Origin of the sequence: Archangium primigenium (genome assembly GCF_016904885.1) — a bacterium.
Classification (GTDB): Bacteria; Myxococcota; Myxococcia; order Myxococcales; family Myxococcaceae; genus Cystobacter; species Cystobacter primigenius.
This window is the reverse complement of sequence record NZ_JADWYI010000001.1, coordinates 2,250,825-2,274,587: the sequence shown is the minus strand read 5'-3', so window position 1 is coordinate 2,274,587 and position 23,763 is coordinate 2,250,825. Positions and strand designations below refer to the sequence as shown.

Annotated in this window: 19 protein-coding genes; 13 read left to right on the top strand and 6 right to left on the bottom strand. The window is 71.1% G+C overall.

Annotation, left to right across the window (positions count from 1 at the left end; translation table 11 throughout):
* Window positions 1-74: 74 nt before the first annotated feature.
* The gene (gene fabI / locus I3V78_RS09660; RefSeq protein ID WP_204486300.1) at window positions 75-911 is read right to left on the bottom strand and encodes an enoyl-ACP reductase FabI; all 837 of its coding nucleotides are present in this window, start codon (window positions 909-911) and stop codon (window positions 75-77) included.
* A 247-nt stretch (window positions 912-1,158) separates the two neighbouring features.
* Here fabI and I3V78_RS09655 point away from each other — a divergent pair, with 247 nt between their 5' ends.
* From I3V78_RS09655 to I3V78_RS09645, 3 genes are all read left to right on the top strand, one after another.
* Complete coding sequence (locus I3V78_RS09655; protein WP_204486298.1) at window positions 1,159-4,065, top strand: 2-oxoglutarate dehydrogenase E1 component; 2,907 nt, start codon at window positions 1,159-1,161, stop codon at window positions 4,063-4,065.
* Window positions 4,055-5,275 carry a 2-oxoglutarate dehydrogenase complex dihydrolipoyllysine-residue succinyltransferase gene (gene odhB, locus I3V78_RS09650; protein ID WP_204486296.1) on the top strand — a complete coding sequence of 407 codons (1,221 nt, stop codon included), beginning with the start codon at window positions 4,055-4,057 and terminating at the stop codon, window positions 5,273-5,275. Before I3V78_RS09655 ends, odhB begins: the two co-directional genes overlap by 11 nt.
* A gap of 151 nt (window positions 5,276-5,426) precedes the next feature.
* Window positions 5,427-5,630 (top strand): cold-shock protein, encoded by a 204-nt coding sequence (locus tag I3V78_RS09645; RefSeq protein WP_204486294.1) that lies wholly within the window; start codon window positions 5,427-5,429, stop codon window positions 5,628-5,630.
* A 119-nt stretch (window positions 5,631-5,749) separates the two neighbouring features.
* Here I3V78_RS09645 and I3V78_RS09640 read toward each other — a convergent pair whose 3' ends face one another.
* Entirely contained in the window at window positions 5,750-7,996 is a 2,247-nt protein-coding gene (locus I3V78_RS09640; RefSeq protein ID WP_204486292.1) for a S9 family peptidase, read from the bottom strand.
* A gap of 33 nt (window positions 7,997-8,029) precedes the next feature.
* Here I3V78_RS09640 and I3V78_RS09635 point away from each other — a divergent pair, with 33 nt between their 5' ends.
* From I3V78_RS09635 to I3V78_RS09615, 5 genes are all read left to right on the top strand, one after another.
* A complete protein-coding gene (locus I3V78_RS09635) occupies window positions 8,030-8,797 on the top strand; it encodes a UPF0489 family protein (RefSeq protein WP_204486290.1) in 768 nt (255 codons plus the stop codon).
* A 108-nt stretch (window positions 8,798-8,905) separates the two neighbouring features.
* Window positions 8,906-10,726: a methyl-accepting chemotaxis protein gene (locus tag I3V78_RS09630; protein WP_204486287.1), complete on the top strand. Its 1,821-nt coding sequence runs from the start codon at window positions 8,906-8,908 to the stop codon at window positions 10,724-10,726.
* A gap of 13 nt (window positions 10,727-10,739) precedes the next feature.
* Window positions 10,740-11,291 carry a DUF4166 domain-containing protein gene (locus I3V78_RS09625; RefSeq protein ID WP_204486285.1) on the top strand — a complete coding sequence of 184 codons (552 nt, stop codon included), beginning with the start codon at window positions 10,740-10,742 and terminating at the stop codon, window positions 11,289-11,291.
* Window positions 11,288-11,845: a hypothetical protein gene (locus I3V78_RS09620; protein ID WP_204486282.1), complete on the top strand. Its 558-nt coding sequence runs from the start codon at window positions 11,288-11,290 to the stop codon at window positions 11,843-11,845. Before I3V78_RS09625 ends, I3V78_RS09620 begins: the two co-directional genes overlap by 4 nt.
* Window positions 11,842-12,261, top strand: coding sequence for a hypothetical protein (locus I3V78_RS09615; RefSeq protein ID WP_204486280.1), 420 nt, complete (start codon window positions 11,842-11,844; stop codon window positions 12,259-12,261). The genes I3V78_RS09620 and I3V78_RS09615 overlap by 4 nt, the downstream gene beginning before the upstream one ends.
* A 16-nt stretch (window positions 12,262-12,277) precedes the next feature.
* On the opposite strand, the gene I3V78_RS09610 is transcribed toward I3V78_RS09615, so the two are convergent.
* Entirely contained in the window at window positions 12,278-14,026 is a 1,749-nt protein-coding gene (locus I3V78_RS09610) for a BamA/TamA family outer membrane protein (RefSeq protein ID WP_204486277.1), read from the bottom strand.
* Between the two features lie 147 nt (window positions 14,027-14,173).
* On the opposite strand from I3V78_RS09610, the gene I3V78_RS09605 reads away from it, so the two are divergent.
* Entirely contained in the window at window positions 14,174-14,539 is a 366-nt protein-coding gene (locus tag I3V78_RS09605) for a response regulator (RefSeq protein ID WP_204486275.1), read from the top strand.
* On the opposite strand, the gene I3V78_RS09600 is transcribed toward I3V78_RS09605, so the two are convergent.
* Both I3V78_RS09600 and I3V78_RS09595 read right to left on the bottom strand, forming a co-directional pair.
* Window positions 14,536-15,405, bottom strand: a complete 870-nt coding sequence (locus I3V78_RS09600; protein WP_204486272.1) for a cobalamin-binding protein — start codon at window positions 15,403-15,405, stop codon at window positions 14,536-14,538. The genes I3V78_RS09605 and I3V78_RS09600 overlap by 4 nt on opposite strands.
* A 34-nt stretch (window positions 15,406-15,439) precedes the next feature.
* Window positions 15,440-16,732 carry an ammonium transporter gene (locus tag I3V78_RS09595; protein ID WP_204486270.1) on the bottom strand — a complete coding sequence of 431 codons (1,293 nt, stop codon included), beginning with the start codon at window positions 16,730-16,732 and terminating at the stop codon, window positions 15,440-15,442.
* A gap of 218 nt (window positions 16,733-16,950) precedes the next feature.
* Here I3V78_RS09595 and I3V78_RS09590 point away from each other — a divergent pair, with 218 nt between their 5' ends.
* The 4 genes from I3V78_RS09590 to I3V78_RS39875 all read left to right on the top strand — a co-directional run bounded on the left by I3V78_RS09590 (window position 16,951) and on the right by I3V78_RS39875 (window position 23,134).
* The gene (locus I3V78_RS09590; RefSeq protein ID WP_204486268.1) at window positions 16,951-18,561 is read left to right on the top strand and encodes a serine/threonine protein kinase; all 1,611 of its coding nucleotides are present in this window, start codon (window positions 16,951-16,953) and stop codon (window positions 18,559-18,561) included.
* Between the two features lie 2 nt (window positions 18,562-18,563).
* Window positions 18,564-21,101 carry a TonB-dependent receptor domain-containing protein gene (locus I3V78_RS09585; protein WP_204486266.1) on the top strand — a complete coding sequence of 846 codons (2,538 nt, stop codon included), beginning with the start codon at window positions 18,564-18,566 and terminating at the stop codon, window positions 21,099-21,101.
* Window positions 21,098-22,396, top strand: coding sequence for a hypothetical protein (locus I3V78_RS09580; protein WP_204486264.1), 1,299 nt, complete (start codon window positions 21,098-21,100; stop codon window positions 22,394-22,396). Before I3V78_RS09585 ends, I3V78_RS09580 begins: the two co-directional genes overlap by 4 nt.
* A gap of 297 nt (window positions 22,397-22,693) precedes the next feature.
* Entirely contained in the window at window positions 22,694-23,134 is a 441-nt protein-coding gene (locus I3V78_RS39875) for a response regulator (protein WP_338023850.1), read from the top strand.
* A gap of 7 nt (window positions 23,135-23,141) precedes the next feature.
* On the opposite strand, the gene I3V78_RS09570 is transcribed toward I3V78_RS39875, so the two are convergent.
* Window positions 23,142-23,759: a protein-methionine-sulfoxide reductase heme-binding subunit MsrQ gene (locus tag I3V78_RS09570; RefSeq protein WP_204486259.1), complete on the bottom strand. Its 618-nt coding sequence runs from the start codon at window positions 23,757-23,759 to the stop codon at window positions 23,142-23,144.
* Between the last annotated feature and the right edge of the window lie 4 nt (window positions 23,760-23,763).

Sequence of the window (23,763 nt, the reverse complement as noted above, 5' to 3'; positions counted from 1 at the left end):
CCCCAGCGAAAGACGGGGGGGGGGCCGAAACACGACTCCCGGGGGAGGAGCATGCTCCTCCCACCGTACAGCACTCAACCAGCCGAGGGCGTCGGGGGTGGCTGGCCGCTCTCCTCCTTCTCGTCTTGGCTCGTGTCCACCGGCGGGGCCCCGATCGCATGATAGCCGCCGTCCACGTGCACCAGCTCTCCCGTCGTGGACGGGAGCCAGTCCGAGAGCAGCGCACAGGCCGTGCGTGCCACCGCCTCATGGCTGTTGCGAGCATCCCACCCCAGCGGAGCCTGACGACCCCAGCCCCTTTCCAGGGATTTGAAACCAGGAATGCCCTTGGCCGCCACCGTGGACAGCGGCCCGGCGGCCACAGCGTTGACCCGGATACCTTTAGGCCCGAGGTCGCGCGCCAGATAGCGCACCGTGGCCTCCAGGCCCGCCTTGCACACCCCCATCCAGTCGTAGATGGGCCAGGCGACGCGGTTGTCGAAGTCCAGCGTGACGATGGAGCCGCCCTGGGTCATCAGGGGCAGGGCCGCCACGGCCAGCTCCTTGAGGGAGAAGGTCGAGACGCGAAACGCCGTCTGCACGCTCTCCCACGGGGTGTTGAGGAAGTTGCCGCCCAGGGCGTCCTCGGGCGCGAACGCGATGCCGTGCAGCACGCCGTCCACCCGGCCCCAGCGCTGGCGCAGCGCCTCGGTGAGCGCGGGGAAGTGCGCGGGGTTGGCCACGTCCAGTTCCAGCACCTCGGTGCCCGCCTTGAGCCGCTTGGCGCTGCGCTCCGTGAGCGAGCGCGCCCGGCCAAAGCCCGTGAGGAGGATGTCCGCGCCCTGCTCCAGCGCGAGTTCGGCGACGCCGTAGGCGATGGACTGAGGGGTGAGCACGCCCGTGATGAGGAGCTTCTTGCCCTGCAGCAGCATGCGAAGGCCTTTCTGGTTAAGAAGAGGAGGACCGGGGCGGTTTATCACTCCCGGGGCGCGGGGACGCCAGGAAGTAGCCCCGCCCGGCCCCCGCCCCCGAACAGGGACACGGTGAAGTTGTGCTCACGTCGCGCATGACCCTTGCTGCTCGGGCCCTCCCCGACGTGAGAGCGCCAGGCCCCACTTCTCAATAAAACGTGCCGAAAACCCCCCAACGGGGCGGCCTTCCAGTAAAAGACAGCACGCCATGGCGAATTTCCAGGACTCGTACCTCTCCGGCGGAAACATCGACTTCATCGAGGGGCTCTACGCGCGCTACCTCGAGGACGCCTCCAGTGTGGACCCCAGCTGGCGCGAGTTGTTCGAGCGCAGCACCGACGGCGCCGGCCGTCCCATCTTCAACCCCACGCCCATCGATCCGCCCGCGCCCGCCGCGAAGGAAGGCAAGGGCGAGGGCAAGGGGACCAAGGACGGCGCCAAGGAGGGGGGCAAGTCCGCCGCCGCGGTGGCCACCGCGCCGCAGACGGCGACCTCGGTCGCCTTCGAGCAGGACATGAAGCTGCAGGCGCGCGTGGATCAGGCCATCTCCGCCTTCCGCCTGCGCGGCCACCTGCGCGCGAAGCTGGATCCGCTCGACCGTCCGCGCCCGCCCCTGGAGCACGTGGCCGACGTGGGCATGACGGACGACCAGCACTTCTCCGCCACCGAGCTCGAGCAGATGGTGGAGAGCTTCAGCGTCTTTCCCGAGGCGCGCGTGCAGCTCAAGACGCTGCTCGGGCGCCTGCGCCGCACGTACACGGGCTCCATCGGCGTGGAGTTCATGCAGATGCTCGACAGCGAGCGGCGCCGCTGGCTGATGAAGCGCATGGAGTACACGGAGAACCGCACGGACTTCCCGGTGCAGGAGCAGCGCGACATCCTCACCAAGCTGTCCTACGCCGAGGGCTTCGAGAACTTCCTGCACACCAAGTACGTCAACGCCAAGCGCTTCGCGCTCGATGGCGGTGAGGCCCTGGTGCCCATGATCGACGCGCTCCTGGAAGTGGGCGGCGGCATGGGGCTGCGCGAGGTGGTCATCGGCATGGCCCACCGCGGCCGGCTCAACGTGCTCACCAACATCCTGGGCAAGAAGCCGGATCAGATCTTCAGCGAGTTCGACGGCCCGCGCGATCCCAAGAACCACATGGGCCGCGGCGACGTGAAGTACCACATGGGCTTCAGCTCGGATCACACCACGCGCGGCGGGCAGAGCATCCACCTGTCGCTCGCGTTCAACCCGAGCCACCTGGAGGCCGTCAACCCCGTGGTCGAGGGCCGCGTGCGCGCCAAGCAGGACCGCGGCGGGGACGGCGAGCGCCGGAAGGTGATGCCGCTGCTCATCCACGGCGACGCGGCCTTCATCGGCCAGGGCGTCGTGGCCGAGACGCTCAACCTCTCGCGCCTGAGCGGCTACGAGACGGGCGGCACCGTGCACCTGGTCATCAACAACCAGGTGGGCTTCACCACGGACCCCATGGACTCGCGCAGCTCCATCTACTCCACCGCGCTCGCGCAGATGCTCGACGTGCCCGTCTTCCACGTGAACGGGGATGACCCCGAGGCGTGCGTGCACGTGGGCCGGCTGGTGGCCGAGTACCGCCAGACCTTCAAGAGCGACGTGGTGGTGGACCTCATCTGCTACCGCCGCTTCGGTCACAACGAGGGCGATGACCCGTCGTTCACCCAGCCGGTGATGTACGAGTTCATCCACAAGCACCACCCGGTGCGCGCGCTCTACGCCAGGCAGCTCGCCGACCAGGGCCGCATCTCCCTGGAGGTGTCCGACGGCATCAAGCAGCAGTGCATGCAGGAGTTCGACGCGGCGCTCACCCGCGCCCGCGCGGAGAGCCAGTTCAAGGAGCCCAACGCGCTCGAGGGCCTGTGGAAGCCCTACAAGGGCGGGCCCGAGGCGGGCGTGCCCGAGGTGAAGACGGGCGTGGACAAGCAGAAGCTGCGCGAGGCGCTGGAGAAGCTCGCCCACGCGCCCGAGGGCTTCCATGTCCACCCGGTGGTGGAGCGCACGGTGCTCAAGAAGCGCCAGACCATGCTCCAGACGGAGGAGATCCAGTGGGGCGAGGGCGAGACGCTCGCCTACGCCACGCTCGTCTCCGAGGGCTACCCGGTGCGCCTGAGCGGCCAGGACTGCGAGCGCGGCACGTTCAGCCACCGCCACGCGGTGCTCAACGACGTGAAGACGGGCGCCAAGTACTCGCCCCTGGATCAGTTCGCCACCGGCAAGGCGCGCTTCACCGTGCTCAACAGCCCGCTGTCGGAGATGGGCGTGCTCGGCTTCGAGTACGGCTACAGCCTGGACGTGCCGGACGGCCTCACGCTCTGGGAGGCGCAGTTCGGTGACTTCGCCAACGGCGCGCAGATCATCATCGACCAGTTCATCGCCGCGGGCGAGAGCAAGTGGCGGCGGCTCAGCGGCCTCACGCTCCTGCTGCCCCACGGCTACGAGGGCCAGGGCCCCGAGCACTCCAGCGCCCGGCTCGAGCGCTTCCTGAGCCTGAGCGCCGAGGACAACATCCAGGTCGTCTACCCCACCACGCCCGCGCAGATCTTCCACCTCTTGCGCCGGCAGATCCTCCGCCCGCTGCGCAAGCCGCTCGTGATCATGTCGCCCAAGAGCCTGCTGCGCCGCCCCGAGGCGGTGAGCAAGCTGGAGGAGCTGGCCAGCGGGGGCTTCCAGGAGGTCATCCTGGACAAGGTGAAGCCCGAGGGCGTCACGCGGCTGCTCCTGTGCTCGGGCAAGGTCTATTACGACCTGGTCAAGGCGCGCGACGAGAAGAAGGACGAGTCCATCGCCATCGTGCGCGTGGAGCAGCTCTTCCCCTTCCCGTTCGAGGAGCTCGCGGCCCTGGTGGGCAAGATGCCCCAGCTCGCCGAGCTGTACTGGGTCCAGGAGGAGCCGCGCAACTCGGGCGCCTGGCACTTCATCTTCCCCCGCCTGCACGACCTGATCGCCACGCGCGGCCAGGCCCCCGTGAAGGTGGGCTACATCGGACGCGCGGAAGCGGCGAGTCCCGCGACCGGATTCCTGCAGACGCACAACCTCGAGCAGCAGCTCATCGTGGAGGAAGCCATCCTCCGAGGAACCAAGAATGGCCGTTGAATTGAAAGTCCCGCCCCTGGGCGAGTCCATCACTGAAGCCGTCGTCGGGAAGTGGAACAAGAAGCAGGGCGAGACGGTGGCCGCCGACGAGCCCATCGTCGTGCTGGAGACCGACAAGGTCACCATCGACGTGCCCGCTCCCGCCGCCGGCGCCATCTCCGCCATCGCCTTCAAGGAGGGCGACAAGGTGCGCGTGGGCGACGTGCTGGGCACCATCGAGGCCGGGGGCGCCAGCGCGCCCGCGTCCAAGCCCGCCGCCGCGGCCGAGTCGGCTCCGGCCGCCAGCGCCGCGTCCAGCGCCTCGGCCGACGCGCGCATCACGCCCACCGCCCGGAAGATCGTGGAGGAGAACAAGCTGGACGTGAGCCAGCTCAAGGGCACCGGCGCCGGAGGCCGCATCACCAAGGAGGACGCGCTGGGTCAGCTCAACCGCCCCGCCGAGCCCTCCGCGCCCGCCCCCGCGCCCCGGCCCGCCGCGCCGCCCGCCCCCTCCGGTCCCCGCCCGCGCGCCGACCGCGAGGAGCGCGTGAAGATGACGCCCCTGCGCCGCCGCGTGGCCGAGCGTCTGCTGCAGGCCCAGTCCAACGCCGCCATCCTCACCACCTTCAACGAGGTGGACATGGGCGAGGTGATGGACCTGCGCAAGCAGTACAACGAGAAGTTCCAGGCCAAGCACGGCGTGAAGCTCGGCTTCATGAGCCTGTTCGTGCGCGCGGCCATCGAGGCGCTCAAGACCTTCCCCCAGGTCAACGCGGAGATCGACGGCGAGGACGTCATCTTCAAGCGCTACTACGACATCGGCGTGGCCGTCAGCGGCTCGCGCGGACTCGTGGTGCCCGTGCTGCGCGATGCCGACAGCCTGTCGCTCGCGGACATGGAGAAGAAGATCGGCGACTTCGGCACCCGCGCGCGCAACGACAAGCTCACCATCAACGAGCTGCAGGGCGGCACCTTCACCATCTCCAACGGGGGCACCTTCGGCTCGATGCTCTCCACCCCCATCCTCAACCCGCCCCAGACGGGCATCCTGGGGATGCACAACATCGTGGAGCGCCCGGTGGCCCGCAACGGCCAGGTCGTCATCCGGCCCATCATGTACCTGGCGCTCTCCTACGATCACCGCCTCATCGACGGGCGCGAGGCCGTGCAGTTCCTCGTGCGCATCAAGGACTGCATCGAGGATCCCACCCGGCTCCTGCTGGAAATTTGAAGCCCTGCTAAACCGTCAAAGTGGGGAAAACGCGTGAGCCGACTGGACAGCCGGTCGGCCAAGCGCCTACAACTCCATCATCGTCACCCGACGGACGGGGGACGGGACGACGAGCCGGTCTCCGGGTCGGCTCCTGACGAGGAAGAGCAGCATGGCTATCGGCACCGTGAAGTGGTTCAACGACGCGAAGGGCTTTGGCTTCATCACGCAGGAGGAAGGTGGCGAGGACGTGTTCTGCCACCACACCGCCATCAACATGGACGGCTTCCGCACCCTGCAGGAAGGTCAGCGGGTGGAGTTCGAGGTCGCCCGCGGGCCCAAGGGCCTGCAGGCCCAGAACGTGCGCGCCACCTGATGCGTCGTTTCACCGCTTCGCGGTGAGCTGAAGCACGGAAGGCCCGGCGACTCCCGAAACGGAGTGCCGGGCCTTCTGCTTTGCGGGGCCCCTTCAAGGGGCCCCTAGCAGGCGCTCGCTCAGGGCCGCAGGTGGCGCTTGAAGTGGTTCATCACCCACTCGTACTGCCGCTGGGTGATGAGGGGGTCGGGCACCATGTGGGTGAGGCCACTCAGGGGCAGCAGCTCGTGGTACTTGCCGGCGCGGAAGAGCGCGTCGGACAGCTTGAGCGTGTGGAAGAAGTAGACGTTGTCGTCCGCGGTGCCGTGGATGAGCAAGAGCGGGGAGATGGAGCGCGCCGGATCGCTCGCGTAGGTGAGCAGCGAGCTCTTCGCGTAGGCCTCGGGGTCCGTCTGGGGCAGGCGCAGGTAGCGCTCGGTGTAGTGGGTGTCGTAGTCGAGCCAGTCCACCACGGGCGCGCCCGCCACGGCCGCCTTGAAGACGTCCGACCCCTTGAGCGCGGCGAGCGCGGCCATGTAGCCGCCGAAGCTCCAGCCCTCGATGCCCACGCGGGAGAGGTCTACCTCGGGCACCTCGGCGGCGAGCGCCTGGATGCCCGCGGCCTGGTCCTCCAGCGTCACGCCGGAGAAGTCCAGGTGCACGGCGCGCTGCCACTGGGCCCCGCGCAGGGGCGTGCCGCGGCCGTCGATGCGGGCGATGAGGAAGCCCTGGTCCGCCATCCACTGCGACAGCAGGTGCGCGGCCATGCTCTTGTGCACCACGGTGACGGTGGGGCCGGCGTACACGTCGACGATGACGGGCAGCTTCTCACCGGGCCGCGCGGTGCTCGGGCGCACGAGCGAGGTGTGGAACTTGAGCGGGCCCACCTCGCGGAACTCCACGCGCGGCGTGATCGACGGCTCCACGGCCACCGAGGGCAGCTCGCCCACGCGCGAGCCGTCCGCGCGCGCCACGAAGGAGCGGGGCATGGAGGTGGGGCTCGCGTGCGTCACGAGCACCAGGGCGCCCGTCTTGGACACTGTGCCGCCCTCGACCGCCTCGCCGGTGGTGCCCGGACGCACCGCCTCCGGCGCGCCGCCGTCCTTCACGCGCCACAGGTAGCTCTCCGTGGGGTTGGGACCGCCGTTGAAGTAGAGCGTGCGCTCCTTCTCCAGGTAGCGCACGAAGCCGCGCAGGCCCGCCTCCGGCTTCACCAGCGAGCGCACGAGCGCGCCGTCCGCGCCCCGCAGCTCCACCTCGGGGCCGCCGTTGCGCTCGGTGTACCAGAGGAAGCCCTCGTCCACCCACTGGGGGAAGCTCTGGTCCAGCTCCAGCCACGCCGCGTCCTTCTCCGTGAGCAGCTCGCGCGTGGCGCCGCTCGCCAGGTCCACCGCGAGCAGCTTCTGCTCCGTCTGGGTGCGGTTCTGCACCAGCAGCGTGAGGGGGCCCTTCTTCGGCCACACCACCGTGGCCAGGTAGGGATAGGCCTCCGCGTCCCACTTCGCCCAGACGGTGGGTCCGCCCGTGGCGGGCGTGACGCCCAGGCGCACCTGGGCGTTGGGCTTGCCCGGGCGCGGGTAGGCGTAGTTCTCCGCGCCCCGCTCGGGGTGCATCACGTCGATGATGGAGAGGTTCTCCACGCCCGAGGTGTCCGACTCCGTGTAGGCGACGAAGCGCGCGTCCGGGCTCCACCACCAGCCGGAGAAGCGGCTCATCTCCTCCTGGGCGACGAACTCGGCCAGGCCGTGGGTCTTCTGGGGCGTGCCCCCTTGCGTCACCCGGTGCTCGGTGTTGGTGGCCACCTCCAGGCGGTAGACGTCCTGGTCACGCACGTAGCCCACGTGCTTGCCGTCCGCGGAGAAGCGCGGATCGATGACCCCCGCGCCCGTCTTGAGCTCCGTGGAGCGGCCACTCGCCCGGTCCACCAGGTAGAGCCGCCCGGAGAGCGGCACGAGGATGGACGCGCCGTCCTCGGACAGCTGGTAGGAGGTGAAGCCCCGGGCGCTCACCCGCATGCGCTCGCGGCGGGCCTTCTCCTCGGCGGTGAGCGTCTCCTCACCCCCCTTGAGGAGGGACTCGGGGGTGAGCAGCTCGCGCGTCTGACCCGTGGCCACGTCGAAGGCGAACAGCGTCTGCACCGGGGCGCGCGGCTGGCCCCGCAGGAAGAGGATGGTCTTCTCGTCGGGGGTGAAGCGCGCGCTGACGGGACGGCCACTCATGAAGCGGCGCGTCTGGGCGAAGTCGCGCAGGAAGGCTTCTTGCGAAGGGGACATGGTCTTGGGGGAAGCAGAGGAGGACGAGGCGGACGTCGGGGCGTGCTGGGTGAGGACAGGCGCACAGGCCGAGGCCAGGAGCGCGGCGGCGAGCAGGAAGGGAGCTTGGCGCATGGGGACGCGCAGCCTACACTCCCCGCCCTGCGCATGGACGACTCGCACCTTCACTTGCGGCTCGCGGGCGTCATCCGCCTGGCGCTCGGCGGCGGACGAGGGCCCACGGATGCCTACGTCTTCGATCCCCACCGGCTCGCGCTCCCGGCGTGGGCGTGTGCCCTCGGGCCCGAGGGGCCCCCCGCCCTGCTGGTGACGTTGGATCGCCACCTGGACCTCGTGGTGCCCCAGGCCCCGGCCGCCGTCCCCGACCGCTCCGCCGGCCTGCGCGCCCTGGACGAGCACGCGCGCTGGCAGCTGGATGTGCGCAACTACGACCACGTGCTCGCGGCCATGGAGGCGGGACTGGTGGGGGACGCGCTGGTGCTCGCGCGCGCCCGGCCCCGGGGCTCGACCACGGCCGACACCTACGTGGACACCCGCGGCCGGGTCCATCGGCTGGTGGTGGTGTCCACCGTGGACCGGGCCGCCGAGGCCTTCCTCCAACCCGCACCCGGAGACCGGGTCCGGGAGGTTCTCGATGCCGCGGCGTGCGTGTTGCTCGACGTGGACCTGGACTGCTTCACCAGCCCGAGCGACGCGGACCCCACCACGGTGCTGCCCTGGCCCCGGGACATCATCCGGGAGTACCTGCTCCCACCCGACAGCGAGCCCTTCTGGGAGGCCGTGCTGGGCAAGTGCGTGGCGCTCACCCTCGCTCGCGAGCCGCACCACTGTGGGGGTCTGCTCGCCTCGGGCCGGCTCTTCCAGGACGCGGCCCAGGTGCTCTTCCGGGAACTGCTGCGCACCGAGCCCCCCTGAGTCCCACACCCGCGCCCCGCCGGGCGGCGTCCAGGCGGGTGTTCGACCATCTTCCCTCACCGTCTTGTCGTTTCCGTCCCGCGCCTCTGGGAGAATGGTCCAGGTCTCATGAACGGCGCCCAACCCCAGACGGTTCTTCCTCCCCAGCTCGCCGGCCGCGTGTTCCTGCTCGTGGCCCTGGGGATTCTGCTGTCCGCCCCGCTGACCACCTCGCTGCTCGCGCTGTCGATCGGACTGACGGCCGAGCAGATGAGCTGGAGTCTGCGCTACCTGGCGCCTCCCCTCTTCGCGCTGCTGGGCCTGGGGCTGCCGTGGGTGGGCATCCAGGCCGTGCTGCGCTGGGGCTTCTCCGTGCCGGCGGAGGGCGATACGCCCGAGCAGCGCATGCTGCGCCTGCAGCGGCTGCCGTGGCGGCTCGCGGTGGTGGGCATCCAGGTGCCCTACGTGCTGGGCGGCCTGCTGCTGGCGGTGCCGCTCGTGGTGCACTTCCACAAGCACCCGGTCCTCATCCTCTTGCAGCTCGTCGTCGCCTACACCGTGGGCCAGGCGATGTCCCTGCCCGTGGCGCTCAAGCTCGAGCAGCTCCTGATGCCCTTCGTGCTCGCCCAGCGCGAGCGCGTGCGCACGCGCGTGACGGGCCAGGGCCTCGACTGGATGCGGATGCGCTGGTACCTGCCCTACATCTTCGCCAGCCTGCTGTTGAGCACCCTCCTGCTCGCGGGCATGGCGCTGCTCGTGCAGACCGCCGAGATGCGCGACACCGAGACGCGCGCCGTGCTCGAGGACACCGCGCTCTCGCCCCTGCAGGCGCAGCTCGTCGCCCAGCACCTGCGTGACTTCGGCGACACCCTCATCAACCGGTTGATGGTGTCCTTGAGCATCCTCGGCCTGTTCGTGCTGACCATCCCCACCTTCTCCGCGTGGCTGCTGGCGCGCCGTCAGGGTCGGGCCGCCGAGGCGCTCCAGCAGGCCATCGAGCGGCTGTCCCAGGGCAGCCCCGTGGCGCCCGCCTGGGCCTCCACCGACGAGCTGGGCGACGTGGCCATGGAGATGTCGCTCGCGCTCAACCGGCTGCAGGAGATTCCCACCCGCCTGCAGGCCTCGGCGAGCCTGCTGCTCGCCGCCAGCACGGGCCTGGGCACCGCCAGCACCCAGCAGCGCGAGCGCCTGTCCGAGCAGGTCGCCATCCTCCAGGAGGCGCAGCTCACCTCCGAGGAGATCCGCACCACCTCCGAGCTCGCCTCGCACAAGGCCGAGAGCGTGCTCAGCGTGGCCGGTCACGCCGAGAAGCTCGGCCAGTACGGCGAGGAGGCCCTGGAGCGCACCCTCACCGGGCTCAACACCATCCGCGACTTCGTGGATGGCATCCGGGGCAAGGTGCTGCGGCTGCAGGAGAGCGCCACGCAGATCGCCCACATCGCCGTCACCGTGAAGGACCTGGCGGACCAGTCGCACCTGCTCGCGCTCAACGCCTCCATCGAGGCGGCGCGCGCGGGAGACCAGGGCGCGGGCTTCGCCGTGGTGGCGAGTGAAATCCGCAAGCTGGCCGACCAGACCATCCGGGAGAACGCCCTCATCCGCAAGAGCCTGCTGGACATCGGCACCGCCATCCGCGACGTGGTCTCCATGAGCGAGCAGGGCGCGCTCCAGGTGGAGGGCGGCCTCGAGCGGGTGAAGACCTCGGGCAACAACCTGCGCGAGATGTCCCTCATCATCCAGGAGAACGCCGCGGCGGTGCGGCAGATCGCCGTGGCGGTGAACCACCAGAACACGGGCATCTCGCACATCTTCAACGCCATCGCCCACATCTCCTCCGGCATGGACGAGACGATGAAGCGCCTGGACACCACGCTCCAGGCCACCGAGACGCTCCAGGCCGTCACGCGCGAGGTGACGGAGATCGCCCAGCGCTACCAGCTCCAGCGCTGAGGGGGCCACCCGGATGAGCGCGCCCGACCCCTCGCTCTATGCCCGGCTGCTGGGCCCGGACTGGGAGCGGCTGCCCGTGCGCGTGCGCCGGTTGCACGGCGAGGGACTCGCCCGGGGCCACTTCACCATCCAGCGCGGCACGGGGCCCCTGGCCGCCCTGGTGGGCTGGGTGTGCCGCTTTCCGCCCGCGGGCGCGCGAGTGCCCACCCGGCTCGCCGTGCGGCGCGAGGGTGAGGGCCAGCGCTGGGAGCGCGCCTTCGGGGCCCATGCGCTCGCCACGCGCCAGGAGGTGTGGCGCGGGGAGCAACTCGTGGAGTGGCATGGCCCCGTGGCGTGTGTCTTCCGCCTGTGCCCCGAGGCCAGGGGGCTGCGCTACGAGCAGGTGGGCGCGTGGCTGCGGCTCGGGCCCTGGCGGCTGCCCCTGCCGCGGCTGCTCGCGCCCCGCGTCGAGGCCTGGGTGACGGACGCCCCCGAGGGCATGCGGGTGCGCGTGCGGATTGGCGCGGCCCTGGTGGGCGCGCTCCTGGTCTACGAGGGCCAGGTCCAACCCGAGGAGGCGGCATGATCACCGCGCTGTGGCTCTTCGCGATCCAGGGCGTGCTGGGCGCGTTCGACACGCTGTACTACCACGAGTGGAAGGCCCGGCTGCCCGCGCACGTGCCCGGCGCCCGTCCCGAGTTGTTGCTGCACGCCGCGCGGGACTTCTTCTACGCGCTGCTCTTCGCCACCCTGCCGTGGATCGCCTGGCGGGGCGCGTGGGCGGCGGTGCTCGGCGCCGTCATCGTCGCGGAGATCGGCATCACCCTGGCGGACTTCGTGGTGGAGGATCGGGTGCGCGCGCCGCTCGGGGGCGTCTACCCGGGCGAGCGCTGCACGCACGCGGTGATGGCCCTGCTCTATGGCGCGGTGCTCGCGCACGTGGTGCCGGAGTTGCTCGCGAACGGCCAGTTGCCCACGGCGCTCGCCCTGGCCCCCGTGCCCATCCCCGAGGGCCTGCGGGTCGTGCTCGGCCTCATGGCCGTGGGGGTGTTCGGCTCGGGCGCGCGCGACCTGTACGCCGCCCTGCGCCTGCCCGGCGGCCACTGGCCCTGGCCCCCGCCCCGCGAGCGCGCGTCATGAAGCGGCGCCTCTTGCACCAGGCCGTGTTCCTGCTCGCCGCCGTCTACAACCTGCTCTGGGGCCTGTACGCGGCGGTGGACCCCCAGTGGCTCTTCCGCTTCGCCGGCATGCCCGCGCTCAACCAGCCCGCGATCTTCGCGTGCCTGGGCATGGTCGTCGGCGTGTACGGCCTGCTCTACGCCGAGGTGGCGCGGCGCCCCGAGCACGGCTTCGCGCTCGCGGCGGTGGGCCTGCTCGGCAAGGTGCTGGGCCCCATCGGCCTCGGGGTGCTCATCCACCGGGGCGAGTGGCCCCCGGCGACGCTCGTGCTCTGCCTCACCAATGACTTCGTCTGGTGGGTGCCCTTCTCGCTCTACCTCTGGGACGCGTGGCCCTCCTACCGCCGCACCTTCGCGGCGCCGGGCCCCCGCGGCTGAGGCCCGGCGGACGGGCTCAGAGGGGGGCGTCGAGGAAGGAGGGCCGGAACTCGGTCACCTGACCGCCGCTGAAGGAGAGGCGGCCGCTCACGGGGGGCCGCGCGCCGTTGAGCACGTAGCCGAAGTCCAGGCGGAACGGGAAGGTGTTGAACTGGGGGAAGAGCAGGCGCAGGCCCAGGCCCACCGAGTGCACCAGGGTCGGTGCCTCGTCGAACGCGGAGCCGGCGTCATAGAAGAGCACGCCGCCCAGGTGCACCGTGTAGAGGACGAGCGGCCGGGTGCGGTACTCCAGGTTGACGAGCAGCAGCCGCTTGCCGGAGTAGGCCTCGGGGGGCGCGCCGCGCAGGCCGTTGCCGCCGCCGAGCAGCAGCACCCGCTCGTTGAGGTCGTCCCGGTTGAGGTCCACGAGGGCGCGCGCCACGAAGCGGCCACCGAGCACCTTGGGGGACACCTGTTGGACCTCGGCGGCCCAGCGCCGGTTGGTCCACGGGCCCCGGGCCTCGCCCCCGAGCCACCGGCGCACCGAGGCCGCGGTGGACAGCGTGGTGAGCGCATCGCCCAGGCGCAGGCGGTAGCGCGCGGTGAGGGCCACCTCGGCGAAGGTGCTCGCGGAGGCGAGCAGCGGGGGCGCGTAGCGCGCGGAGGCGGTGAGGTAGTGGCCCACCTGGTAGTCCTCGGAGAGGGCGTAGGAGTCCACGTCCCGCATCACCTCGTAGCGGGTGTCCCAGAGGCGCGCGTAGGCGAGAGCGTAGGTGGCGTTCTCGCTGCGCGGCAGGAGCGTGTCGCGCAGCCAGTCGCGCCGGGCCTCGTCCAGGCCGCTGTCCCGGGGCGCGGCGTAGCGCCGGTGGTAGGCGCCCAGGCCGCCGCCCGCGTCCAGCTTGAAGCGCGCGCCCCAGGAGCGCAGGTACAGCGAGCTGCCGCTCCACTCCTCCGCGTCGTAGACGTAGGGCACCGTGCCGCCCTCGGGGTAGGGCAACTGCCACACGTCCGCGCCCCGGAAGACGCGCACCGGCTGCACGCGCCACACCGCCTGGGCCTGGAGGCTCCAGGGCGTGCTCAACGAGAAGAGGGGCCGGGACACGAGCACGCTGCCCTTGGAGCCCTCGGCCTGCCCCGAGCGCGCGAAGATGAGCGCGGCGCTCTCGGTGAGGGACCAGCGGCTGCCGAGCAGGCGCGGGTCCACGTAGCTCTGCCCCAGCGTCACCGAGTCGCGGCGCAGCAGGAAGTCCAGGGCGACCTTCTTGTTGAGGCCGAGGAAGTTCTGCTCGGTGGCTTGCAGGCGCAGGGCCTGCACGAGCGGCCCCACCAGTTGCAGATCCTGGTTGAGGCGCAGGGACCACAAGTCCTTGGTGACCACGAGCAGGGACACTGTGTCCGGGGTGGGGCCGAGCACGGGCTGCACGCGCACCACGGCGAAGATGCCCAGGCGGCGCAGGTTGCGTGCCGTCTCCAGGGCGAGCGCCGAGGAGTACCCGGCGCCCACCTCCAGGAGGACCTCGCGCCGGATGACGTGCTCGCGGGTGCGCGCGTGCAGCAGGTTGAGCAGGGAGGGATAGGGGTCCGTCTCGGCGACGACGTCCTCGGAGGCCACCTCCACGGCGGCCAGGCGCTTGCCCTCGGGCGCCGGGTCCGACACCCGACCGCGCTGGTCGAGCCCCCAGCGGACGAGCACGTCCTCGTAGCCATCGGCGGTTCCCAGCCCGGCGGGCGACGGCTCCGTGGCGACCAGGTGCACGGCCAGCAGGGCGAACCCGAGGGGTGACATGTCCAGATGCTGGCACGATTCGCATGTCCGGAATACGGTAGTGAACAGCTCTCCCCTCCCCGAGATTACGGGGGATTCCCGATGCGACTCGGAAGGGAGACAGTCTGCCCCCAAGAGACGCTGTTCTCCGTAACGTCCGGACGCAAAGTGAAGATTCTCCTGGTAGAGGACAACGAGGACATCCGCGAAGGACTCACCGACCTGCTGGAAAGCGAGGGGTATTCGGTGGTCGGAAGCGGTTCCGCCGAAGAGGGCCTCGCTCACCTGCGGGCCGAGTGCTTCCAGCTCGTCATCACCGACTACATGCTGCCCGGTGAGAACGGCGGATGGATGCTGGAGCAGGCCGAGCGCGAACAACGCCTGCGGGACACGCCCGCGGTGATGATCACCGCGCACCCGCGCGTCAAACCGCCGGCGGGCGTGCGCTTGGTGCACAAGCCCCTGGACATCAACTCCTTCCTGGAGCTGGTGGGCACGCTGCACAACGCGCCGCGCGCCGCCGTGGGGGCCTAGCGCGGCACGCCCCTCAAGTCCCCCGGACGCAGGGGCGGCAGGGGCTCGCGCCGGGCGATGGCCGCCACGATGCGCGCGAGCTGCGCCACCCCGTCCGACAGCGCCGCCGGCCCCGGCTGGAGGATGAGCGAGCTCTTCACCTCGTAGAGCTGATCCTCCACCACCGCCGTCACCCGTTCCCAGCCCGGCCGCGCGGCGATCTTCTCGCGCCTGGCCTTGCGGCCGCACCAGCTGGCGATGACGCCCTCGGGGTCGCGCCGGGCCACCTCCTCGGGCGCGAAGATGCGGCCCTGGGCGTCCTGGCGCAGCCGGGACTCGCGGCACACGTCCTCGCCTCCCACCAGCTCCACCAGCTCCGAGCACCAGCGGATGCCGGAGATGAGCGGCTCGTGCCACTCCTCGAAGAAGACGCGGGGGCGGCGCGGCAGGGCCTCGGCGGCCTCGGCGTGCCGGGCGAGGTTGCCCTCCAGCTCGTCCGCGAGCCGCTCGGCGGGCTCGGCGCGGCCCACCAGCGCGCCCACCACGCGCACCGTCTGGAGGATCTCCGCGAGCGAGCGCTGATTGAAGAGGTACACGGGCACGCCGCGCTTGCACAGCTCGCGGCCCAGGTCCGCCTGCAAGTCGGAGAAGCCCAGCACCAGGTCCGGCTTGAGCTCGAGGATGCGCTCGAAGTTGGCGTCCAGGAAGGAGCTGACGCGCGGCTTCTGGCGGGCCTCGGGGGGCCGCACGGTGAAGCCGGACACGCCCACCACCAGGTCCCCCGCCCCGATGCGGTAGAGCGTCTCGGTGGTCTCCTCCGTCATGCAGATGATGCGCTGGGGGTAGCGCGGCGCGGAGGAGAGCAACGCCCGGAAGCGGTCGGTCATGGGGCCGGCAGTGTACCCGGCCCCGCGCCCGGGCTCACGAGTTGTAGGCGGCCTCGCCGTGCTGGGTGGCGTCCAGGCCCATGCGCTCCTCGTCCTCGGTGACGCGCAGGCCCACCGTCTTGTCGACGACCTTGAGCAGCACGAGCGTCACCGCGGCCGTGTACACGCCCACCACGAGCAGGGCCAGGGCCTGCTTGCCGAGCAGCGCGGGGTTGCCAGCCAGCAGGCCGTCGGCGCCCGCGGGGTTGAGCGCGGCCTGGGAGAAGACGCCCACCAGCAGCGCGCCGAGCAGGCCGCCCACGCCGTGCACGCCCCACGCGTCGAGCGAGTCGTCATAATAGTGCAGCTTCTCCTTGAGCAGCACCGCGCCGTAGCACACGCCGCCCGCCAGGATGCCGATGACGAGCGAGGCCGCGGGCGACACGAAGCCGGCCGCCGGGGTGATGGCGACCAGACCCGCCACCAGGCCCGACACCATGCCCAGGAGCGTGGGCCGCTTGCGCAGCACCCACTCGGCCGTCGTCCAGGCGAGCGCCGCCGCGCCCGCGGCGATGTGCGTGGTGGCGAACGCGAGCGCCGCCAGGGGGCTGGCCGTCAGCGCGCTGCCCGCGTTGAAGCCGAACCAGCCGAACCACAAGAGGCCACCGCCCAGGATGGTCATGGGCAGGTCGTGCGGGATGAAGCGCTCGCGGCCAAAGCCCAGGCGCTTGCCCATGAAGAGCGCGCAGATGAGCGCGCTCAGGCCCGCCGTCCAGTGCACCACCGTGCCGCCCGCGAAGTCGAGCACGCCCAGGTTGAAGAGCCACCCGCCCTCGGCCCACGTCCAGTGCGCCACCGGATCGTACACGAGCGTGGTCCACAAGAGCGTGAAGAGCACGTAGGCGCCGAACTTCATGCGCTCCACGAACGCGCCGGAGATGAGCGCCGGGGTGATGATGGCGAACTTGAGCTGGAACGCCATGAAGACCAGGTGCGGAATGGTGCCGCGCGTCTCCGTGGTCACGTTCTGGAGCATCAGGAAGTCCGCGCCCCCGATGAAGCCCCCGTGCGTCTTGCCAAAGGCCAGCGAGTAGCCGAACACCACCCACTGCACCGTCACCAGCGCCATGGCGAAGAACGAGTACATGAACGTGGCCAGCACGTTCTTCTTGCGCACCATGCCGCCGTAGAACAGGGCCAGTCCGGGCGTCATCAACAGCACCAGCGCCGAGGCCACCAGCATCCACGCCGTGTCGCCGGTGTTGGCCACCGCCTCGGCCGCCTGCGCATGCGCGCGCGCCGACGTCAACAGCCCCAGCACCGGCGCCAGGCGCCGGAGGCCTCTCATTCCTCGATAAATCTCCATGTGGACCCAGCGTGCCTTGACGCAACGCGCAAGTCCAATCTCCTGTGAGTGGGGCTGACACGAACCAGCAGAAGGGGGCCGGGAGGGGCCGGGTCGCGAGGAGGGGCCCGGCGCGGCTTTTCGAGTCCCAGGGGTCTGGTGCTAGCATCCGTCGCCCAGTCCTCATTCCATTCCGCCCCCGACGGGCGGCAGGGGAGCGCATGGTCCAGAATGGCGCATCGCCACAGAGCGCACCGGCCGACGCCGCAGATCCCCTGGTCGGCCGGGTGCTCAACGACAAGTTCCGCATCGTGGAAGTGCTCGGCGCGGGGGGCATGGGACGGGTGTACAAGGCGGTGCAGTCCCCGCTCGAGCGGCTCGTGGCGCTCAAGGTGCTCAACCCCCAGTACAGCGAGGGCAAGGACCCCGGCTTCCAGAAGCGCTTCTTCATGGAGGCGGCCGTCACCTCCAAGCTGCGCCACCCCAACACCGTCACCATCTTCGACTACGGCAAGACGGACGATGGCGTGCTGTACATCGCCATGGAGTACCTGGAGGGGCAGACCCTGGCGAACCTGCTCGCCAACGCGGGCGCCCTGCCGTGGATCCGCGCGCTCAACGTGGTGCAGCAGGTGGCGCGCTCGCTGCGCGAGGCGCACAAGGTGGGCCTCATCCACCGCGACCTCAAGCCCGCCAACATCATGATCCTCTCGCAGGAGGACGATCATGACCTGGTGAAGGTGCTGGACTTCGGTCTAGTGAAGTCCTTCCTGCCCGACCGCGCCCCGCCCCAGGACGTGGAGATCACCCAGGCGGGGGTCATCCTCGGCTCGCCGCTGTACATGGCGCCCGAGCAGGCGCGCAACAGCGCCGACCCGCGCAGCGACGTGTATTCGCTCGGCGTGGTGATGTACCAGATGATGCTGGGCCGCCCGCCCTTCGTGGCCCCGCAGGGCATCGACGTCATCTTCAAGCACATCAACGAAGCGCCCCCCAGCTTCTCCTCCGTCTGGGCCACGCACGACGTGCCCCGGGACGTGGAGGCGCTGGTGATGCGCTGCCTGAGCAAGCGCCCCGAGGACCGCTTGCAGTCCATGGACGAGGTGCTGGACGCCATCCGGCGCGCCGCCTCGGCCGCGGGCCACAGCGGCGCCTTCGCCACCTCGCGCACGCTGGGCAACAGCGGGGTCATGTCCGCGCCGGCCTTCGGCCTGGACGCCCATGGCTCGCGCACCGGTCCCCTGCCCTCGCCCAACACCTCGGGCGCCAACACGCTGTCGTTCACGACGCCGGGCCAGGAGCCCGCGCCGCGCCGGCTCACCCTGCCCCTGGCCCTCTTCGCCGGCTCGCTGCTCCTGGGGCTGGGCGTGGCGGCGGCGCTGACCCTGCGCGCGCCCGCGCCGGGCCCGGTGGCCGTGGCGCCCGAGCCCGTGGCCCCGCCCGCGCCGACGCCCGCGCCCGCGCCCGTCGCCGCCGCTCCAGCCGCCCAGACGCCCCCCGCCGAGGAGGTGGAAGACGAGCTCGCCCCGCTCGTGCAGCCCGCCGGCCCCGACATCGAGGTGTCGCTGTCGAGCGAGCCGCCGGGAGCGACGGTGATGTACCAGGGCCGCGTGCTGGGCGAGACGCCGCTGAGCCTGCCCCTGCCCTCGGACGCCGAGGGCCGCGCCAACGCCCGGCTGACGTTCACGCTCGAGGGCTACCAGCGCGCCACGGCGCTCGTCGCGGGCGAGGGGCCGGTGCTACGCTTCCACCAGAAGCTGCTGAAGAAGAGGAGCGGGACCCGCCCCCCGGCGGACCGGAGCTCCTCCGGGTATAAGGACGACCCTTACTGACAATGTCGAAGAAGATCGCCTGGAAGCGAGCCGGCGCCCTGGCTCTGGTGTTGTGCGCGGGGACGGCCTGGGGCGATGCGCGCCTGGAGGCGCGCCGCCACTTCCGCAACGGCATGAGCCTCATCGCCCAGGGTCAATATGACGCGGGCATCGCCGAGTTGCTGGAAGCCTACGCCATCAAGCCCCACGCCAACGTGCTCTACAACATCGCGCGCGCCTACCAGGACGCGGGCCGTGTTCCCGAGGCCGTGGACTACTACCGGCGCTACCTCGCCGCCAGTCCGCCGGACTCGGGACCCGCGGCCGCCACGCTCGCGAAGCTGGAGCAGCAGCTCGCGGCCACCGCGCCCGCCGAGGGCACCCAGGCCCCGGGGCTGCCGCCCATGCCGCCTCCGCCCGCCGGCACCGCGGAGACCAGCAAGGCGCTCGCGTCGCTGATGGAGCGGCTGGAGAAGGCCATCGTGCGCGCCGAGTCGCTGCCGGCCGCGTCCACCGCGCCGCGCGCCCCCGAGAGCGCCTCCGCCGACGCCGTGGCCCTGCAGACGGGCACGGCGCCCGCCGCGGACGACGGGGACGTGCCCTACGAGGAGCGCGTGGTGACGGCCAGCCGCCGCGCGCAGTCCTCGCTCGAGGCGCCCAACGCCACCACCGTCATCACCGCCGAGGACATCCGCCTGTCCGGGGCGCGCACCCTGCCGGAGCTGCTGCGGCGCGTGCCCGGCGCCGAGGTGATGATGATGGGCGCGAGCAGCGCGAACGTGTCGCTGCGCGGCTTCAACCAGCGCCTGTCCAACAAGGTCCTGGTGCTGGTGGACGGCCGCTCGGAGTACCAGGACTTCCTGGGCATGACGCTCTGGCCGGCCATCTCGGTGTCGCTCGATGAGATCGAGCGCATCGAGGTCATCCGCGGGCCGGGCAGCGCGCTGTACGGCGCCAACGCGATGCTCGGCGTGGTGAACATCATCACCCAGGCCCCGGGCACGGGCCCCCGCGCCCGCTTCCAGGGCTACGCGGGCAACGCCGACGTGGCGGGCGGCGACTTCGTGAGCCACGGCGGCACGGGCGCGCTGCGCTACCGCGCCTCGGTGTCCTATACCCAGGCGGACAAGTGGAGCCGGGACGTGTCCCCGGACCGCGCCGACCTGGTCATCCGGGATCCCAACCCGGAGCTCGGCGTGCGCAGCGCGCGGGCCACCCTGGCCACCAGCTACCAGTTCGCCGCGGGCCCCCAGGTGGGGCTCACCGGCGGCGTCAACCGGCTCTACACCGAGGCCTATCCGCTCGGCGCCCTGCGCAACTTCTACATGGACGGGGTGAGCGCTTTCGCCAAGGCGGACGCGAACCTCGGTCCCCTGCGCGCCAAGGCCTTCTGGAACCACCTGTCGGCCAACGCGGGGCCGCAGTACGAGGCCCTGGGCCTGCGCTCGCTGCAGACGCGCGTGGACTCCAACGTCTTCAACGGCGAGCTCTTGCTCAACAAGAGCTTCTCCCTGCTCGGCGAGCACCAGGTGAACGTGGGCGTGGAGGGCCGCGTCAAGCGCCTGGGCTGGGCCTACATGCAGGGCTTGCGTCAGGAGCTGCACGCCGCGGCCTTCGTGCAGGACGAGTGGCGGCTGATCCAGCCCCTGCGCGTGGTGGCCTCCTACCGCGTGGACCGACACCCGCTGCTCGACAACGGCAATCCGGGTCTGGCGCACTCGCCCCGCGTCTCGGCGCTCTTCATGCCCGTGGCCGGACATGCGTTTCGCGCCAGCGCCGCCACGGCCTTCCGCGTGCCCACCTTCATGGAGAGCTACGCCTACGTGGGCTTCCCCATCCCGGGCGTCAACGGGGCCAACCTGCTCACCACGGGCAACACGCGGCTGCAGGCCGAGCGGCTGCAGGCCTACGAGCTCGGCTACCGCGGCGAGGCGCCCCGGCTCGGCATCGACTGGGACCTGGCGCTCTACCAGAACACGGTGCGCAACCTCATCCGCCTGTCCGCCGTGGAGCCCATCGGCGCCGGCGCGGCCTGGAACCCCGCCCTGGGCACCTACCTGCTCGGCCACTCCGTCTTCATGAACGAGCGGGCGATCTACACCGCGCGGGGCGCCGAGGTCGGCATGACGCTCGCGCCGGTGGACGGCCTGGGCATCCGCCTGAGCGGCGCGCTGCAGCGCCTGACGTCCACCGGAGAAAAGGACGAGGCGCTCGACGAGGCCGCGTGCGGCCCGTGCGGCGAGGCGCCCCAGTTCAAGCTGTACGGCGGCATCACCTACCGCACCCGTCAGAGCCTGGAGCTGGGCTTCGACGTGGCCTGGGCATCCGCCACCCGCTGGCTGGAGCGCGAGCCCACGGCGCAGGATCCCACCCGCATCATCCCCATCACCAACGGCCTGGGGGCCTACACCGTCATCAACGCCCGCGTGGGCTACAGCCCGGTGAAGGACCGGGTGTCGGTGGCGCTCGTGGGCACCAACCTGGGCCCCTCCCATACCCAGCACCCCTTCGGCAATCTCATCGAGCGCCGGGTGCTCGCCCTGTTGACGGTGACGCCATGACCCCCCCCTTCGCCAAGCGCCTGGGGGGCCTCGCCCTCACGGCCCTGATCGCCACGGGCTGCGAGCCCCCGCCCGTCGTGCCCACCGCGGACGTGCGGCAGAAGAACGCGCTCACGCGCATCGAGGGCCAGCTCGTGGTGCAGGGCCGCGTGCGCGGCAACGCCATCGTGCTGCTCTACGACACCGAGCGGCCTCCGCCCCCGCAGGGCACCGGCCGCCCCGTGAGCTTCACCGTCGTTCCGCGCGAGCAGCTCTTCGGGCCCTCGGACGTGACGTCCACGGGCCCCTTCACCGCGCCCTACGCCTTCAGCCAGGTGGCGCCGGGGAGCTACTTCGTGCGCGGCTTCATCGACGTGGACACCTGCGTCATGCCGGGCGCCACGTCGTCCTGCCGCACCCCGGACTTCATCCCCTGGTACACCATCACCAGCGAGCCCAACACGGGCGACGTGGGCGGCGCCGCGCTGGACACCTCGCGTGACGGCGCGCCCGTGCCCCGGGTGTTGAACCTCACCCCGCGCGCGGACGGCACCCTGCCCGTCGCCACGGGCGTCAACGTGAGCTTCTCCGCCGATCAGGCCACGGTCCCGCTCGAGCGGCCGGTGTTCTCGGTGGATGGCACCGGAAACTTCAGCGGCCAGGCCGGCGCGCTGTTCACCCTCCGGCCCCGCGCCGTGGAGGTGCGCACGGACAAGGAGAAGACGGGCGAGGAGGACTCCAGGCTGCTGTCCACCCAGGGCGCGCCCGCCTTCTTCGTGCGGCTGGTGGACGACAACAACGACGGCCAGCCGGACGGCGACAAGAAGCTGGAGATCTGGCCGCGGGTCCTCGTGCGCAAGCTCACCGACGTGAAGAACCCCGACAACCCCTCGCAGGAGCTGGCGGACGAGAACGACCTGGACCGCAATGGCCTGCTCGACAAGACCGGCGTGGAACACGCCCCGCTGGTGGGGGACAAGGACGGGCAGCCGGACCGGGTGATCCTCCTGACGAGCCTGGACGTGCCCCCCGAGGTGCGCGACCGGCTCATGCAGAAGAACGCCAACGGCACCTGGAACTTCCAGCCCGTGCCCTCGCCCACCCTGCTGCTCACGCTGCAGCCCCAGGCGGTCGACGCGCGCGATCCGCTCCACCCCGTGCCGCTCAAGGCCGTCCCCTCGGGGCGCTACGCCATCACCCTGGTCCAGTTCACCGGGCAGACCTGGCGGGTGCCCAACGAGCTGTCGGCCAGCGTGGCGCCCTCGATCGACCTGCTGCCCAGTGACACCCAGTCGTTCACGATCAACGTCCCGTGAAGGATTCGGCGCCCCGGCCGGAATCCGGGGAGGTGCGACTTTGACTTCGAGGTGTGCGTGGGACAACATGAGGATCAGTTGGGTCGTGAGCGGGGGGGGGGAACACCGCAGGGAGGTTCTTCGATGAAGTCGGCCACCGTTGTGCCCGAGTCACTGGCGACAGCTTCAGTTCGTTCCCCGGCGGCTCCCAGCGAGCCCGCCCGGCCCTCCGTGTCCACGCCCGTGGTGACGCGTCCGGGCGAGACGGCGCGCCCCTTTGGCGGCATCAACGCCGAGACGGCCCGCGCCTTCACCGCCGTGGCCCACCCGCCCGAGACGCGGCCCTTCGCCCGTCCCGAGCCCGGGATCAAGCCCCAGCGCGTGCTGCTCGTGGACGACAGCCGCTCCATCCGCACGCTGCTGAAGATCTACCTGATGGCGCGCTCCTTCGAGTACATCGAGGCCGAGTCGGCCGAGTCGGCGCTCAAGGAGCTGGACACGCAGCAGGTGGACCTCATCCTCACCGACTTCCACATGGACGGGATGAACGGCGCGGATTTCGCGGCCACGGTGCGCTCGCACAAGGATCTCAAGGTGTCGCGCATCCCCATCCTGATGATGACGGGTGATGCCAACGCCGCCGAGGTGCGCAACAAGGGCCAGAAGGCGGGCATCAACGCCTTCGTGCGCAAGCCGGTGAGCTGCGCCCAGCTCATGACGCTGGTGGACACCATCCTCCCGGCGCCCAAGAAGACCTGAGCGGGCGTCAGGTGGCGGGCAGCGACGCGCGCGCGCGCCGCTTGCGCACGGCCTCCGCCACCCGGAGGGCGAGCAGCAGGCCCAGCACGCACGCGTACACGAGCGGCTCGGTCAGATCCTTCTTCACCCGCCAGAGGAAGTGCACCACCCCCAGCACCGCCGCCACGTACACGAGCCGGTGCAGCCGCTGCCAGGCGGGAAACCCCAGGCGCCGCACCATGCGATTCGTACTGGTGACGGCCAGGGGCACGAGCAGCACCAGCGCCAGGAAGCCCACGGTGATGAAGGGCCGCTTCGTGATGTCCGCGAGCACCGCCCCCACCGCCAGGCCCTGATCCAACCCCACGTACACGAGGAAGTGCAGCACCGCGTAGGCGAAGGCCAAGAGGCCCAGCAGCTTGCGCAGGCGCATGGGCCACGTCCAGCCCAGCAGCGCCTTGAGCGGCGTGCACGCGAGCGACGCCACCAGGATGATCAACGCGAGCAGGCCCGTCTGGTTGAGCACGCGCTCGATGGGGTTGGCGCCGAGCGTGCCCCGCGCGAGATCGAGCAGCAGGAGCGCCAGGGGCGACAGGCCGCCCACGAGGACGGCGGGCTTGAGCCACGGGTAGGGAGTGGAGGCCATGGCG